Origin of the sequence: Streptomyces sp. NPDC056224, from assembly GCF_042267665.1 — a bacterium.
Lineage (GTDB): Bacteria > Actinomycetota > Actinomycetes > Streptomycetales > Streptomycetaceae > Streptomyces.
In genome coordinates this window covers 240682-252940 of record NZ_JBHJTK010000007.1, presented here as the reverse complement: position 1 = coordinate 252940, position 12259 = coordinate 240682, and the positions used below count along the sequence as shown (strand labels likewise).

The 12259-nt window shown below is 67.7% G+C and carries 13 protein-coding genes and 2 tRNA genes; 11 read left to right on the top strand and 4 right to left on the bottom strand.

Annotation, left to right across the window (positions count from 1 at the left end):
• The first annotated feature begins 98 nt into the window (after positions 1 to 98).
• The 3 genes from ACFCZ1_RS13145 (at position 99) to ACFCZ1_RS13135 (ending at position 2323) form a co-directional block, all read left to right on the top strand.
• Positions 99 to 1487 carry a pyridoxal phosphate-dependent decarboxylase family protein gene (locus tag ACFCZ1_RS13145; RefSeq protein WP_376678462.1) on the top strand — a complete coding sequence of 463 codons (1389 nt, stop codon included), beginning with the start codon at positions 99 to 101 and terminating at the stop codon, positions 1485 to 1487.
• Positions 1484 to 1939, top strand: coding sequence for an HD domain-containing protein (locus ACFCZ1_RS13140; RefSeq protein ID WP_376678461.1), 456 nt, complete (start codon positions 1484 to 1486; stop codon positions 1937 to 1939). The genes ACFCZ1_RS13145 and ACFCZ1_RS13140 overlap by 4 nt, the downstream gene beginning before the upstream one ends.
• 189 nt (positions 1940 to 2128) lie before the next feature.
• Entirely contained in the window at positions 2129 to 2323 is a 195-nt protein-coding gene (locus ACFCZ1_RS13135) for a hypothetical protein (RefSeq protein ID WP_150519620.1), read from the top strand.
• On the opposite strand, the gene ACFCZ1_RS13130 is transcribed toward ACFCZ1_RS13135, so the two are convergent.
• Together ACFCZ1_RS13130 and ACFCZ1_RS13125 are read right to left on the bottom strand one after the other, a co-directional pair.
• Positions 2320 to 2820 carry a DUF4231 domain-containing protein gene (locus ACFCZ1_RS13130; protein ID WP_376678460.1) on the bottom strand — a complete coding sequence of 167 codons (501 nt, stop codon included), beginning with the start codon at positions 2818 to 2820 and terminating at the stop codon, positions 2320 to 2322. The genes ACFCZ1_RS13135 and ACFCZ1_RS13130 overlap by 4 nt on opposite strands.
• Before the next feature lie 392 nt (positions 2821 to 3212).
• Positions 3213 to 3413 carry a dehydrogenase gene (locus tag ACFCZ1_RS13125; protein ID WP_376678459.1) on the bottom strand — a complete coding sequence of 67 codons (201 nt, stop codon included), beginning with the start codon at positions 3411 to 3413 and terminating at the stop codon, positions 3213 to 3215.
• A gap of 1018 nt (positions 3414 to 4431) precedes the next feature.
• On the opposite strand from ACFCZ1_RS13125, the gene ACFCZ1_RS13120 reads away from it, so the two are divergent.
• Together ACFCZ1_RS13120 and ACFCZ1_RS13115 are read left to right on the top strand one after the other, a co-directional pair.
• Positions 4432 to 4713, top strand: coding sequence for a lactococcin 972 family bacteriocin (locus ACFCZ1_RS13120; RefSeq protein WP_376678470.1), 282 nt, complete (start codon positions 4432 to 4434; stop codon positions 4711 to 4713).
• Between the two features lie 1027 nt (positions 4714 to 5740).
• Positions 5741 to 5944, top strand: a complete 204-nt coding sequence (locus ACFCZ1_RS13115; RefSeq protein WP_376678458.1) for a hypothetical protein — start codon at positions 5741 to 5743, stop codon at positions 5942 to 5944.
• Here ACFCZ1_RS13115 and ACFCZ1_RS13110 read toward each other — a convergent pair.
• Positions 5917 to 6348, bottom strand: a complete 432-nt coding sequence (locus ACFCZ1_RS13110; RefSeq protein WP_376678457.1) for a transposase family protein — start codon at positions 6346 to 6348, stop codon at positions 5917 to 5919. The two genes, ACFCZ1_RS13115 and ACFCZ1_RS13110, sit on opposite strands and share 28 nt — an antisense overlap.
• On the opposite strand from ACFCZ1_RS13110, the gene ACFCZ1_RS13105 reads away from it, so the two are divergent.
• Positions 6326 to 7114 carry a tyrosine-type recombinase/integrase gene (locus tag ACFCZ1_RS13105; RefSeq protein ID WP_376678456.1) on the top strand — a complete coding sequence of 263 codons (789 nt, stop codon included), beginning with the start codon at positions 6326 to 6328 and terminating at the stop codon, positions 7112 to 7114. The genes ACFCZ1_RS13110 and ACFCZ1_RS13105 overlap by 23 nt on opposite strands.
• A gap of 70 nt (positions 7115 to 7184) precedes the next feature.
• Here ACFCZ1_RS13105 and ACFCZ1_RS13100 read toward each other — a convergent pair.
• Positions 7185 to 7255: transfer RNA gene (locus ACFCZ1_RS13100), tRNA-Gly, on the bottom strand.
• Positions 7256 to 7423: 168 nt separating this feature from the next.
• On the opposite strand from ACFCZ1_RS13100, the gene ACFCZ1_RS13095 reads away from it, so the two are divergent.
• The 5 genes from ACFCZ1_RS13095 to clpX all read left to right on the top strand — a co-directional run bounded on the left by ACFCZ1_RS13095 (position 7424) and on the right by clpX (position 12147).
• Positions 7424 to 7500 (top strand) — tRNA-Pro (locus ACFCZ1_RS13095).
• Between the two features lie 188 nt (positions 7501 to 7688).
• The gene (gene tig / locus ACFCZ1_RS13090) at positions 7689 to 9074 is read left to right on the top strand and encodes a trigger factor (RefSeq protein ID WP_376678455.1); all 1386 of its coding nucleotides are present in this window, start codon (positions 7689 to 7691) and stop codon (positions 9072 to 9074) included.
• A gap of 276 nt (positions 9075 to 9350) precedes the next feature.
• The gene (locus tag ACFCZ1_RS13085; RefSeq protein ID WP_376678454.1) at positions 9351 to 9968 is read left to right on the top strand and encodes an ATP-dependent Clp protease proteolytic subunit; all 618 of its coding nucleotides are present in this window, start codon (positions 9351 to 9353) and stop codon (positions 9966 to 9968) included.
• Positions 9969 to 10035: 67 nt separating this feature from the next.
• Positions 10036 to 10707 (top strand): ATP-dependent Clp protease proteolytic subunit, encoded by a 672-nt coding sequence (locus tag ACFCZ1_RS13080; protein ID WP_376678453.1) that lies wholly within the window; start codon positions 10036 to 10038, stop codon positions 10705 to 10707.
• A gap of 153 nt (positions 10708 to 10860) precedes the next feature.
• On the top strand, positions 10861 to 12147 hold the full coding sequence (clpX, locus tag ACFCZ1_RS13075) for an ATP-dependent Clp protease ATP-binding subunit ClpX (RefSeq protein ID WP_376678452.1): 1287 nt from the start codon (positions 10861 to 10863) through the stop codon (positions 12145 to 12147).
• Positions 12148 to 12259 lie beyond the last annotated feature (112 nt).

Here is a 12259-nt window from a genome sequence, read left to right as displayed (position 1 = left end):
GGCCAGGTCGGCCGGGTCAGCCGGCCAGGTCGGGCGGGCGGGCCACTCGCGCCGGATTGGCCCGCCCCCGTCACCCCGGCGACGCCTAACGTGCCCCCATGGACCGCACGCTCGCCGCCGACCTCGCACGGCTCCCCGACCTCCTCGACACCACCCGCCGCGCCGCCGCCGACGCGCTGTGCGCCCTGGACGCGCAGCCCGTCGTACCACCCGCCGGTAAGCCGCACGGACCCGAGCCCCTCCCCGAGCACAGCACCGGCACGGAGGCCGCCCTCGCCGCCTTCCGGGAGCGCTGGGAGCCCCGGCTGTCGGCCTCCGCCGGCCCCCGCTACCTCGGCTTCGTCACCGGCGGGGCCACCCCCGCCGCCCTCGCCGGGGACTGGCTGACCGCCGCCCACGACCAGAACTCCAACTCGGCCCTCGACGGCGCCGGCCAGGACCTCGAACGCGAGACCGTCGGCTGGCTCCGCGACCTCTTCCACCTCTCCGACGCCCACACCGGCACCTTCGTCAGCGGCGCCACGATGTCCAACACCACCGGCCTCGCCGTCGCCCGCGAATGGCTCGGCGAACGCCTCGGCGTCGCCCCGGCCGAGGACGGCGTGGCCGCCCTCGGCCCCGTCCGCGTGCTCTCCGGCGCTCCGCACTCCTCCATCGCCAAGGCCCTGTCCGTCCTCGGACTCGGCCGGGGCTCCCTCGTCAAGGTCCCGACCCTGCCCGGCCGCGAGGCCGTGGACCCGGCCGCGCTGGAGCGGGCCCTGGCCGACACGCCCGGCCCGGCCGTGGTCGTCGCCAACGCGGGCACGGTCAACACGGTCGACTTCGACGACCTGCGGGCCGTCGCGGCCCTGCGCGAGCGCCACGACTTCTGGCTGCACACCGACGCCGCCTTCGGCGCCTTCGCCGCCCTCTCCCCGGACCACGCCCACCTCGCGGACGGCCTCGACGCCTCCGACTCCCTCTGCGTCGACCTGCACAAGTGGCTCAACGTCCCCTACGACAGCGCCGTCCAGTTCACCCGCAGGCAGGACCTCCAGGCCCGCGTGTTCCAGAACGCCGCCGCCTACCTCGGCCCCCTCGGCGACCACCCCGACCTGGTCCACCTCACACCGGAGAACTCCCACCGGCTGCGGGCCCTCGCCGCCTGGTTCACGCTCCGCGCGTACGGCCGCCAGGGCCACCGGGAGATCGTCGAGCGGGACATCGCCTGCGCCCGCGCCCTGGGCGAGCGGCTCTCGCAGGACCCCGCCTTCACCCTGCTCGCCCCGGTCCGGCTCAACGTCGTCTGCTTCACCCTGGCCGCCGACCCCAGCCAGGCCCGGCTGACCGCCCTGCGCGAGGCCGTGACCGACGAGGTCTTCGTCACTCCGACCGTCTACGGGGGAACCCCCGCCTTGCGCGCCGCGTTCTCCAACTGGCGGACCACGCAGGCGGATGTGCACCGGGTCGCGAAGGCCCTGCGGACAGCGGCAAGGGAGATCGCATGACCAGCAGCCCCATGACACTCATCGAGGTCGAGGCCCTGGCCCGCAGCGCGCACGAGGGGCAGACCGACAAGGCCGGCCGGCCGTATGCGGAGCACCTCGCGGCCGTGGCCGAGGGAGTCCGCGTGCGCGGCGGCAGCCCCGAGCAGCAGGCGGCGGCCTGGCTCCACGACGCCATCGAGGACGACGCACTCAGCCTCACCTGGCTGGATTCCGCCGCCCTCCCGCAGTCCGTGAAGGACATCGTCCTCGCCGTCACCAAGCGCCCCGGCGAGCCGGTCGAGCAGTACGCGGCCCGCATTCTCGCCACCCCGGGCGCCCTCCTCGTCAAGGAGGCGGACCTCGCGCACAACGCCGATCCCGTACGGCTCTCCGTACTGGACGGCCCCACGCGCGAGCGGCTGTCCGTGAAATACGCCCGTGTCCGCTCCCTGCTCGGCCTCACTGCCCCGTGAGACCCGCCCGTGACACCCGCCCCGCGCCCGAAATGTGTGTTGTGTACGTGAGGTTGGCAGAAACGGAACGATGGTGATGCGTCACGGGGCGGATAGGCGGGGCCCGTTGGTGGGAGGATGGTCCATGTGGGGGTGTGCGTGGCCGTGCGCCCCGGGCCGACCAGGGGACGACCGAAGGTGTGATCAGTAGTGGCCATTTCGCTGTCAGTGGTGGTTCTGTTGGCGGTCATCCTGGTGGTGCTGATCCGCGGCAACCACATCAAGGCGGGGCCCGCCATCGTCGCGGCCCTCTTCGGCTTCTTCCTGGCGTCCAGCTCGATCGCGGACGACGTGAACCGTTTCCTCAACTCCCTCGCGACGATGATCGCGAACATCAAGCTCTAGAGGTCCCGGTGTTCCTGCCTGGCTTCGGGGATGACGTACTGGGCCTGGAGGTCGGCGTTCACCTGACCGCCCAGGGTCATGACGTTCAAGGTGGCCGAATTCTCGTTGGCGATGGCCTTCTCCACCCGTGAGACCAGCCTCGTGAAGGACTCGGCGTCCGCGAGGCCGGCGTACGGCCCCACCCTGTTCTCGAAGTAGACCCGCTCGTGGCCGAGGAGTTGCTCGGTCGACCTGTAGTTCTTCCACATCTCGCGGTACCGGTACACGCTCTCCAGCGACACGGAGCCGACGACGACCAGGCTGAGCACCGTGGCGGAGATCCGGGCGAACGGCAGGTCGATGTTCACGAGCACGGGCACCAGGGCGCCGCCGACCACGGACACGGTCCGCATCCTGAGATGCATGGCCTTCATCCTGACGGCTTTCCGGTCGTACCACTCCTGGTACTGGGACAGCCTCGTCTCCAGATACCGCTGGGTCGCTTCCGCATCCGGCATGCGTGGGAGTACACCGGTGAACGCGTGCGGCGTCAATCGAAAACCCCGCAAAGCCCTGAAAGCGACTCAGGACCAGCTCGGGGAAAGCACCCTCCGACCTGGCCCTGCCCACACGAAGCGGGCTCCCGCATGGACCACGGCAAGGCCCGCGCCCCGGGAATGACCAAGGGCCAGGCGGAGGAAACATCCTCTGACCTGGCCCTTCGTGCTTCAGAGCGGGCGACGGGAATCGAACCCGCGTAGCTAGTCTGGAAGATCGCGTACGCGCATCTCTCCTGGCCGGCCAACCCCCTGACCTGCACGCGAGCCGAGCGCCCACCACAGATGACCGTGGTTCCCCACCACGCGCCGTCTGATCGGGCACACGAGGGGCACGAGTGCAGACACGGATGTCAGCGGAACACCTCCGGCATCGGGCGTGCTTCCAACGCCTCGTGCGGCCGGTCGGCCCAGTGCCACCAGACATGCCGAGCGGGGCGCTTCCACAGCGACCGGCAGACCCGTTCGCCGTCGTCCTCCCGGCGGCAGAGCACGAATCCGCCGAACTGCGTGGCTTGGCTGCCCTCCGGGCAGGTAGGCGCGTTGCTGGTCATACTGGGGCCCCTAGTAACAAAGCACTACTAATTGGACACCTCCTGCGCGCGCTCGGTGTCGAGCAGCACTTCGAGAAGGCGCTCATTGACCTGGCGCCGGAGCAGACGGAGTAGGCAGTCGGGCACAGTGCCGGACCGATGACAGCACCAGGCCGTGGCGTGGTGGTCCGGGGCTTCCTGCCGCGGCGCCCGGGCGGGATCGGCTGCGCCAGGGCCCACCCGGTCGGCTGGTGGGCGGAGAAGTGATCTGTTGACGGCTCCGGCCTTGGGGCCGAGGCCGTCAACGGTCAGCGGACGGCTGGGTCAGCGCTGTTGGAAAAGAAACCCAGGAGATCGTTCTCACTGGCCGCCGGAACTCCGAGCGATCGAGCCTGCCAAGCGGGCCGCGCCGCACGCCCCGTCGACCACCTGGGCCCCGAGTCGTTCTATCGGGCCGGGCAGCTCTGCTACTGGCTGACCGACCCTGGGCGGGCTCTCCATCGCGGGCCCCTGCTGCGTCCGCTGCTGAGAACACCCAGCCGCCCGTAGCCCGGTGCCATATTGCCGGGCAATCAACCGGGCCCTGGTGAAACACGTTAGGTATCGGCCATCGATCAGCACTGAAGACGATGGATGACTGAAGTGTCGGACTGGGCAACTTTTCAGACTAATCATCTTGGATTAGGCGATGAGGAATCTAGAAATATCCTGACGATACCGCATGAATCGATCAGGGTGTTTTTGAGTCAATGGTTCAATTTTCCTTTGCTGGCAGGTGCGGACCTGTGAAGGATTTCTCCCGTTCCCGACAGGGGGAATCAAGGGAGGGAATTTCGTGAAAATTGCCGGTAGATCCGTAGCTTTCGCCATCGCGGGCGCAGCCATTGCGGCTGTAGGCCTCGCGACGCCGGCTACCGCGGACGCGTCTGCAACCACCAGCGCCTCCGGAGCCACCGTCACCGTCCATCACCGCGGGGATGGTACCCAGCCGCCTGCAGGGCTGGGCAACCCCTCTGAATGGGGTGTGGTGACGTTCAAGATGGACGCTTCGACGGGCTCTTTTAGTCCACTGTCGACTACATGCCTCACCCCGTCCAGCGGTGGCAACTGGTGTTACGGCTGGTACGCAACAGAGGTCAGCCCCGGGGTAGTCAATAAGTACTGCTACTCGAATTACTATCACCAGACGAAGGGGCACTCGTCTACGGTGAAGCTCGCGGGCAGTACGCGTCGCGCTTGGGCTGCAGCCGGCAACACCTCTAACGCGAACCTCACTGCGGGTCTCGCCTACACCTGCTCCAGCTACTACAGCGTCGATTAGGTTCTGATCGCCCGCACCGAGCAGTAACTCCTCGGAAGGTGCGGTAAGTTGGTGAGCCTCTCTGGGTCTGCTCGGTCGCCCGCGCAGCCCCAGAGTGGCACCACCTCCAACTCGGACTTACCCACTGAACGGGGGAAGGACAATCACACGATTTATACGTGCTCGCGTTGTGCCGGTCACTGTGTTTCTCGGAGCGGGTTTGCTACTTGGCCTAGTGGGCCCAGTTGTCGGGAAATGGGATAATCCCGTTTGTGTGGCCGCGAGTATTGTTTTTTCTAGTGGTTGGCCGTGGGCCTGCTACGCATTACTGGTGGGCTATTTCCGTCGATCTAAAATCGAGTCGGCATTGTTGGCGTCCTTGGGATTGACCATCGGTGTAGTCGCATACTATGTTTTCAAAGACATGAATCCCACCATTCCGGCTGGAATGGAACCCGCCACCTCTGTTCCGGCTGAAATGCAGTTGGAATCTGATGCCTCCAGCGAGGGGCAAATTCTCGTGTGGGGAATAGCGGCTTTCGTGTTTGGTGCGCCTTTGGGGCTCATGGGGAACGTAGCGCGAACGCCCGGAATTGGTGGCCTTCTGTTCCGTCTGCTCGTTCCGTTCATCGCCTTCTTCGAGGCGACCCAGCGATTGAGAGTAGAGGCGGACTCGCAAGGGCCGGTTTTCGCTATAACCTGGAACGTAACTCGTGTCGCAGCATGCGTCGTCGCCGTGGCTCTCATGGGACACACAGTGTGGAGCTGGCACGTTCGGCGTAGCCGAGCCGACGGGCGAGCGGAAGCTGCCGCGCCTACACGGCGTCTCTGACGCCTGGTCCGCCAGGACAGCTGAACCGCGACAACGCAAAACAGCCCCGCCCTCCAAAGAGGACGGGGCTCGTTGAGCCTTCTCAGAGTTGCCTCTCCAGGGTGAGGACGCCGGGAGACTCCACCGGGAGTGGGGCGCCATCGCAGCCGACCGCCTCTACTTCACACGCTCCGCCCCGGCCCGTCACCGCCCGAAGCTCGCCGCGGTGACCACCGTGTGGCGGGTCGCGCTCACCGCCGACCTGCCGCCGGCGCGCTCGCCGGCGCCGGATGGTTCGCCCATCTTGTTCGCGAGAACCGGTTCTGGCTCACATTCCGTGGATTCGGCCGCAGCCTGTACGACGGCTCGCACTTCTTCAAGACGAACAACACCAACGGGTTCGTGACCGCGAACTACAACAGCACCGCCAACTGCCGCTGACCGCAGTCCGATTCCGGCCCCGGCCCCAGCCCGGCCCCGCCACTGCGGGTTCCGGGCCGGAGCCGGCGGTTCAGGGGGGTGGGGACGGCCGGGTGCCAGGTCGGGGCTGGCGGTGGCCGGTGGGGTGTTGGTGACGTGGACGCCGGCGTCCAGGCCCAGGACCGCCGTCGTCGTCGCGCCCGCCGGTTCGAGGACGCCGGCCGGGGCGCCCGGAACCGCCGGACCCGCAGCTGGAGGACGACACTTCGTCCGGCGCTCGGGACGTCAGCCAGAAACCGCAGGTAGGAGCCGTGAACCCCGGTCGGGCAGGCTCCGCAACCCGGGCAGGCGGCGCCGGACGGCGTGGCTTGGTCTGGCGGCCGACTCGGGAAGGCCAGCCTCTTGCCGCACTGGCTCGCCGACAAGCAGACCGAGATGCGCCGGGGTGACTGGCACGACCCGGACGCCGGGAAGGTCGCCTTCGGGCCGTACGCCGTCGCCTGGATCAGAGAGCGCGAGCTGACCAGCACCACGCGGCAGCTCTACGGCTCGCTCCTCAAGCACCACCTAGAGCCGGTCCTCGGCGCCGTCAACCTGGCGGAGATCTCGCCGCCGCTCGTACGGAGCTGGGGTGCCGACAAGCTGCGCTGGGGTGAGCTCATTGGGCTGCATCGGCGGGACGTCGACCTGGAGCACGGGACCGTACGCGTCCGGCGGGCCGTCGCCGAGCTGAGCAACGGGCAGCGGGAGATGAAGGCGCCGAAGAGCGCCGCGGGCAAGAGGACGGTCTCGATCCCCGGCGTGATCCTCCCGGACATCAACGACCACCTGAAGCAGTACGCCGGGGCCGGCGCCGATGGGCGTGTCTTCATCGGGGCCAAGGGGGGGGCGACCCCGCGGCGGAACCACTTCAACCGGCTGTGGCAGAAGGCCTGCCGCGAGGCCGGAATCAAGGGGCTGCACTTCCATGATCTTCGGCACACGGGGAACACGCTGGCCGCGTCAACCGGCGCGAGTACGCGGGAGTTGATGGCGCGGATGGGCCACAGCACCGCCCGCGCCGCGTTGATCTACCAGCACGCCAGCGCTGATCGGGACCGGCTGATCGCCGACGCGCTGAGCGAGTTGGTGAAGAAGGGTACGCGGGGCACGTCGAAGGGGAAGGGGCACGCGGGGGACACGACCCCCTGATCACTCACCCCGGGAATGACTAAGGGCCAGGCGGAGGAAGCATCCTCTGACCTGGCCCTTCGTCGTTCAGAGCGGGCGACGGGAATCGAACCCGCGTAGCTAGTTTGGAAGACTAGGGCTCTACCATTGAGCTACGCCCGCAGTGCGCGCGCCGCACGTCCGGGGACCGCGGCACGGACAGCATCCTAGCGGGTCGGATCGACGGAACGCACACCACATTCGCGCCCGTGGCGAGGAGCTGCCGGAAACCGGTCGGGAAACCCCGCGCATCAGAGGGTCTCCGGGCATGTACCCTACGTGTCGCACCGACGGGGTGTGGCGCAGCTTGGTAGCGCGTCCGCTTTGGGAGCGGAAGGTCGTCGGTTCGAATCCGGCCACCCCGACCACCAGCAGTGTCCCCTCCGGGTTCACAGGGGGGGTCTCCACAAGATCGCGTTGTGGGCTGATTGCCGCTTGCGGTTACTATGCAAGCTGCGTGCCCGTGTGTCTGATGTACCGGGCCGAAGTCCGCTGAACCGCTGAATCGCAGCGCGACGGCAGAACCCCCAGCAGTCAGCCACAAGGAGACCGAACCGTGAAGAGCGCCGTGGAGACCCTGAACCCGACTCGGGTTCGGCTCACTGTTGAGGTGCCCTTCGAGGAGCTCAAGGACAGCCTCGACGCGGCGTACAAGAAGATCAACCAGCAGGTCACGGTGAAGGGCTTCCGCAAGGGCAAGATCCCGGCCCGCGTCATCGACCAGCGCTTCGGCCGCGGTGCGGTGCTGGAGGAGGCCGTCAACGACGCCCTCCCGAAGTTCTACACCGAGGCGGTCAACGAGGCCGACCTGAACCCGCTGGGCCAGCCCGAGGTCGACATCACGGAGCTGAAGGACGGCGAACTGCTGGCCTTCACCGCCGAGGTCGACGTCCGCCCCGAGATCGAGATCCCGGACTACTCCGGCATCGAGGTCGAGGTCGACGCCATCGAGGTCTCCGACGAGGAGATCGAGAAGTCGGTCGAGCAGCTGCGCGGCCGCTTCGCGTCCACCAAGGACGTCGAGCGCGCCGCCCAGGACGGCGACGTCGTCACGATCGACCTGGAGGCCAAGGTCGACGGCGAGGTGCTGCCGGACGGCGTCGCCTCCGACGTGTCCTACACCATCGGCTCGGGCGAGCTCCTCGAAGGCATCGACGAGGCCGTCAAGGGCCTGGAGGCCGGTGGCGAGGCCACCTTCACCTCCCAGCTGAAGGGCGGCTCCGCCGAGGGCAAGGACGCCGAGGTCACCGTCAAGGTCACCAAGGTCTCCGCCCGTGAGCTTCCCGAGCTGGACGACGAGTTCGCGCAGATGGCGAGCGAGTTCGACACCCTCGAGGACCTCAAGGCGGACAGCCGCAAGCGCCTCGAGAACATGAAGCAGTACGACCAGGCCACGCAGGCCCAGGAGCGCGTCCTGGAGAAGCTGCTGGAGCTCGTCGAGGTGCCGATCCCCGAGAAGCTCCTCGCGGACGAGGTCCAGACCCGCAAGCACAACCTGGAGCACCACCAGCTCGGCCAGATGGGTCTGACCATCGAGAAGTACCTGGAGTTCCAGGGCAAGACGGTCGAGGAGTTCGACGCCGAGACCTCCGAGCAGGCCGTCAAGGGCATCAAGACCCAGTTCGTCCTCGACGCGCTGGTCAACAAGGAGAAGCTGGGCGTCGACCAGGAGGAGCTCACCGAGCACCTCATGCGCCGCGCCGCTTCCTCCGGCATGTCCCCCGACCAGTTCGCCCAGGCCGTCGTCGAGGGTGGCCAGGTCCCGATGCTGGTCGGCGAGGTCGCCCGCGGCAAGGCCCTCGCGGTCGTCGTCGAGGCCTCCAAGGTCGTCGACACCAACGGTGAGGTCGTCGACCTCTCCGACGAGGACGAGGAGCAGGCCGTCGAGACGGTCGAGGCCGTCGTCGAGGGTGACGAGGACAAGGCCGAAGAGGCCAAGTAACACCCCGGGCGAAGCCCACTGAGCAGTGCCCCGAAGGGCCCGGACGCAACCGCGTCCGGGCCCTTCGGCACAGGCCCCGGAAGGCTCTGCGACCTTGCGCTCCGAGCGAACAGTTCGGGAAGCGGGATGGCGTTGTCCTACCTGCGCGTTAGGGTCCATGAGTACGGGGGCACGTGAGTACCCGGATGCCGGCGGACTTGTCCGCACCGGCCGGACCGCGCCCCAGAACGAGACGCTGAGACGGCACATGGCCGTCGGAGACGAGCAGGTGGATACGTGACGAATCTGATGCCTTACGCCGCGGGTGAGCCGTCCATCGGTGGCGGCCTCGGCGACCATGTCTACAACCGGCTGCTCGGCGAGCGCATCATCTTCCTCGGCCAGCAGGTCGACGACGACATCGCCAACAAGATCACCGCGCAGCTCCTCCTCCTGGCCGCCGAGCCGGAGAAGGACATCTACCTGTACATCAACAGCCCCGGTGGCTCCGTGACGGCGGGCATGGCGGTCTACGACACCATGCAGTACATCCCGAACGACGTCGTCACCATCGGTATGGGCATGGCGGCCTCCATGGGCCAGTTCCTGCTGACCGGTGGCGCCAAGGGCAAGCGCTTCGCGCTGCCGAACACCGACATCCTGATGCACCAGGGTTCCGCCGGCATCGGTGGCACCGCGTCCGACATCAAGATCCAGGCCCAGTACCTGCTGCGCACCAAGCAGCGCATGGCCGAGATCACCGCGTTCCACTCGGGCCAGTCCGTCGAGACGATCATCCGCGACGGCGACCGCGACCGCTGGTTCACCTCCCAGGAGGCCAAGGAGTACGGCCTCATCGACGAGATCATCTCGGCCGCGTCCAACGTGCCGGGCGGCGGCGGCACCGGGGCCTGATCCCGGCGCGCGACCTCTCGTACGCCCGCCCGCACCGGCAAGCCTCAGCCCGCAGAACGCCACCAGGATGGTGAACACCCAGATGCACATGAACAACCTCTCTCCCGCGAGCGGCCTCTACACCGGCGCTCAGGTGGACAACCGCTACGTCATCCCGCGCTTCGTCGAGCGCACCTCGCAGGGCGTGCGCGAGTACGACCCGTACGCGAAGCTCTTCGAGGAGCGCGTGATCTTCCTCGGCGTGCAGATCGACGACGCCTCGGCCAACGACGTCATGGCGCAGCTGCTGTGCCTGGAGTCGATGGACCCGGACCGGGACATCTCGATCTACATCAACAGCCCCGGCGGCTCCTTCACCGCGCTGACGGCGATCTACGACACGATGCAGTTCGTGAAGCCGGACATCCAGACGGTCTGCATGGGCCAGGCGGCCTCCGCCGCCGCGGTCCTGCTGGCCGCCGGCACCCCCGGCAAGCGCATGGCCCTGCCGAACGCCCGCGTGCTGATCCACCAGCCGTCCGGCGGCACCGGCCGTGAGCAGCTCTCCGACCTGGAGATCGCGGCCAACGAGATCCTGCGCATGCGCGACCAGCTGGAGACCATGCTGGCCAAGCACTCGACGACGCCGATCGAGAAGATCCGCGACGACATCGAGCGCGACAAGATCCTCACTGCGGAGGACGCTCTCGCGTACGGACTGATCGACCAGATCGTCTCCACCCGTAAGAGCTCGCACTGATCCTTGCCGCCAATTGGCGTGGACACGCCGCCGAATTCGGCGATGTGAACCACGTCAAGGGGGCCCCGTTCGGGGCCCCCGGCAAGGTACCGTCGGATATGAGGCACCAGGAGCGCTGAACCAGGCGTCTCCCAGGCGAAGGGGAAGCACCTCGTGGCACGCATCGGTGACGGCGGCGACCTGCTCAAGTGCTCGTTCTGCGGAAAGAGCCAGAAGCAGGTGAAGAAGCTCATCGCAGGACCCGGTGTGTACATCTGCGACGAGTGCATCGACCTCTGCAACGAGATCATCGAAGAGGAGCTCGCGGAGACCTCCGAGGTCCGGTGGGAGGAACTCCCCAAGCCCCGTGAGATCTACGAGTTCCTGGAGAGCTACGTCGTCGGCCAGGAGCCGGCGAAGAAGGCGCTCTCGGTAGCGGTGTACAACCACTACAAGCGGGTCCAGGCCGGCGAGAACGGCGGCGCGCAGGGCCGCGAGGACGCGATCGAGCTCGCGAAGTCGAACATCCTGCTGCTCGGTCCGACCGGCTCGGGCAAGACCCTGCTCGCCCAGACGCTCGCGCGCATGCTGAACGTCCCGTTCGCCATCGCCGACGCGACGGCGCTGACGGAGGCCGGGTACGTCGGCGAGGACGTCGAGAACATCCTGCTGAAGCTGATCCAGGCGGCCGACTACGACGTCAAGAAGGCCGAGACCGGGATCATCTACATCGACGAGATCGACAAGGTCGCGCGTAAGAGCGAGAACCCGTCGATCACCCGCGATGTGAGCGGCGAGGGCGTGCAGCAGGCCCTCCTGAAGATCCTGGAAGGCACGACCGCCTCCGTCCCGCCGCAGGGCGGCCGGAAGCACCCGCACCAGGAGTTCATCCAGATCGACACGACGAACGTGCTCTTCATCGTGGGCGGCGCCTTCGCCGGCCTGGAGAAGATCATCGAGTCGCGTGCGGGCGCCAAGGGCATCGGCTTCGGGGCGACGATCCGCTCGAAGCGCGAGATCGAGGCCAGCGACCAGTTCCAGGAGGTCATGCCGGAGGACCTGGTGAAGTTCGGGATGATCCCCGAGTTCATCGGCCGCCTCCCCGTCCTGACCTCCGTGCACAACCTGGACCGCGAGGCCCTGCTCCAGATCCTCATCGAGCCGCGCAACGCCCTGGTGAAGCAGTACCAGCGGCTGTTCGAACTCGACGGTGTCGAGCTGGACTTCGAGCGCGAGGCCCTCGAAGCCATCGCGGACCAGGCGATCCTCCGCCAGACGGGCGCGCGCGGCCTGCGCGCCATCATGGAGGAGGTCCTGATGTCGGTGATGTACGAGGTCCCGTCCCGCAAGGACGTGGCCCGCGTGGTCATCACCGCCGACGTCGTCCGCTCCAACGTCAACCCGACGCTGGTCCCGCGGATCGTCCCGAAGGACCAGGGGCCGCAGGAGAAGTCGGCGTAGGCCGCAGGCAGTACGCAGAAGGGGCGCCCCCATCGGGGCGCCCCCGCGGGGGTTGGGGGCGGACCGCAACGTCTTGTAGCGGGCCGGGGTGTTGTGCAGAGCGGGGGTGTGC

What these genes read in the sequence shown, in the direction of transcription:
- ACFCZ1_RS13130 (WP_376678460.1), bottom strand. Translation starts at nt 2,820, where the DNA reads ATGCCGGATGCGGAAGCGACCCAGCGGTATCTGGAGACGAGGCTGTCC.
- ACFCZ1_RS13120 (WP_376678470.1), top strand. Translation starts at nt 4,432, where the DNA reads ATGGACGCTTCGACGGGCTCTTTTAGTCCACTGTCGACTACATGCCTC.
- ACFCZ1_RS13080 (WP_376678453.1), top strand. Translation starts at nt 10,036, where the DNA reads ATGGTGAACACCCAGATGCACATGAACAACCTCTCTCCCGCGAGCGGC.
- ACFCZ1_RS13125 (WP_376678459.1), bottom strand. Translation starts at nt 3,413, where the DNA reads ATGACCAGCAACGCGCCTACCTGCCCGGAGGGCAGCCAAGCCACGCAG.
- ACFCZ1_RS13145 (WP_376678462.1), top strand. Translation starts at nt 99, where the DNA reads ATGGACCGCACGCTCGCCGCCGACCTCGCACGGCTCCCCGACCTCCTC.
- ACFCZ1_RS13140 (WP_376678461.1), top strand. Translation starts at nt 1,484, where the DNA reads ATGACCAGCAGCCCCATGACACTCATCGAGGTCGAGGCCCTGGCCCGC.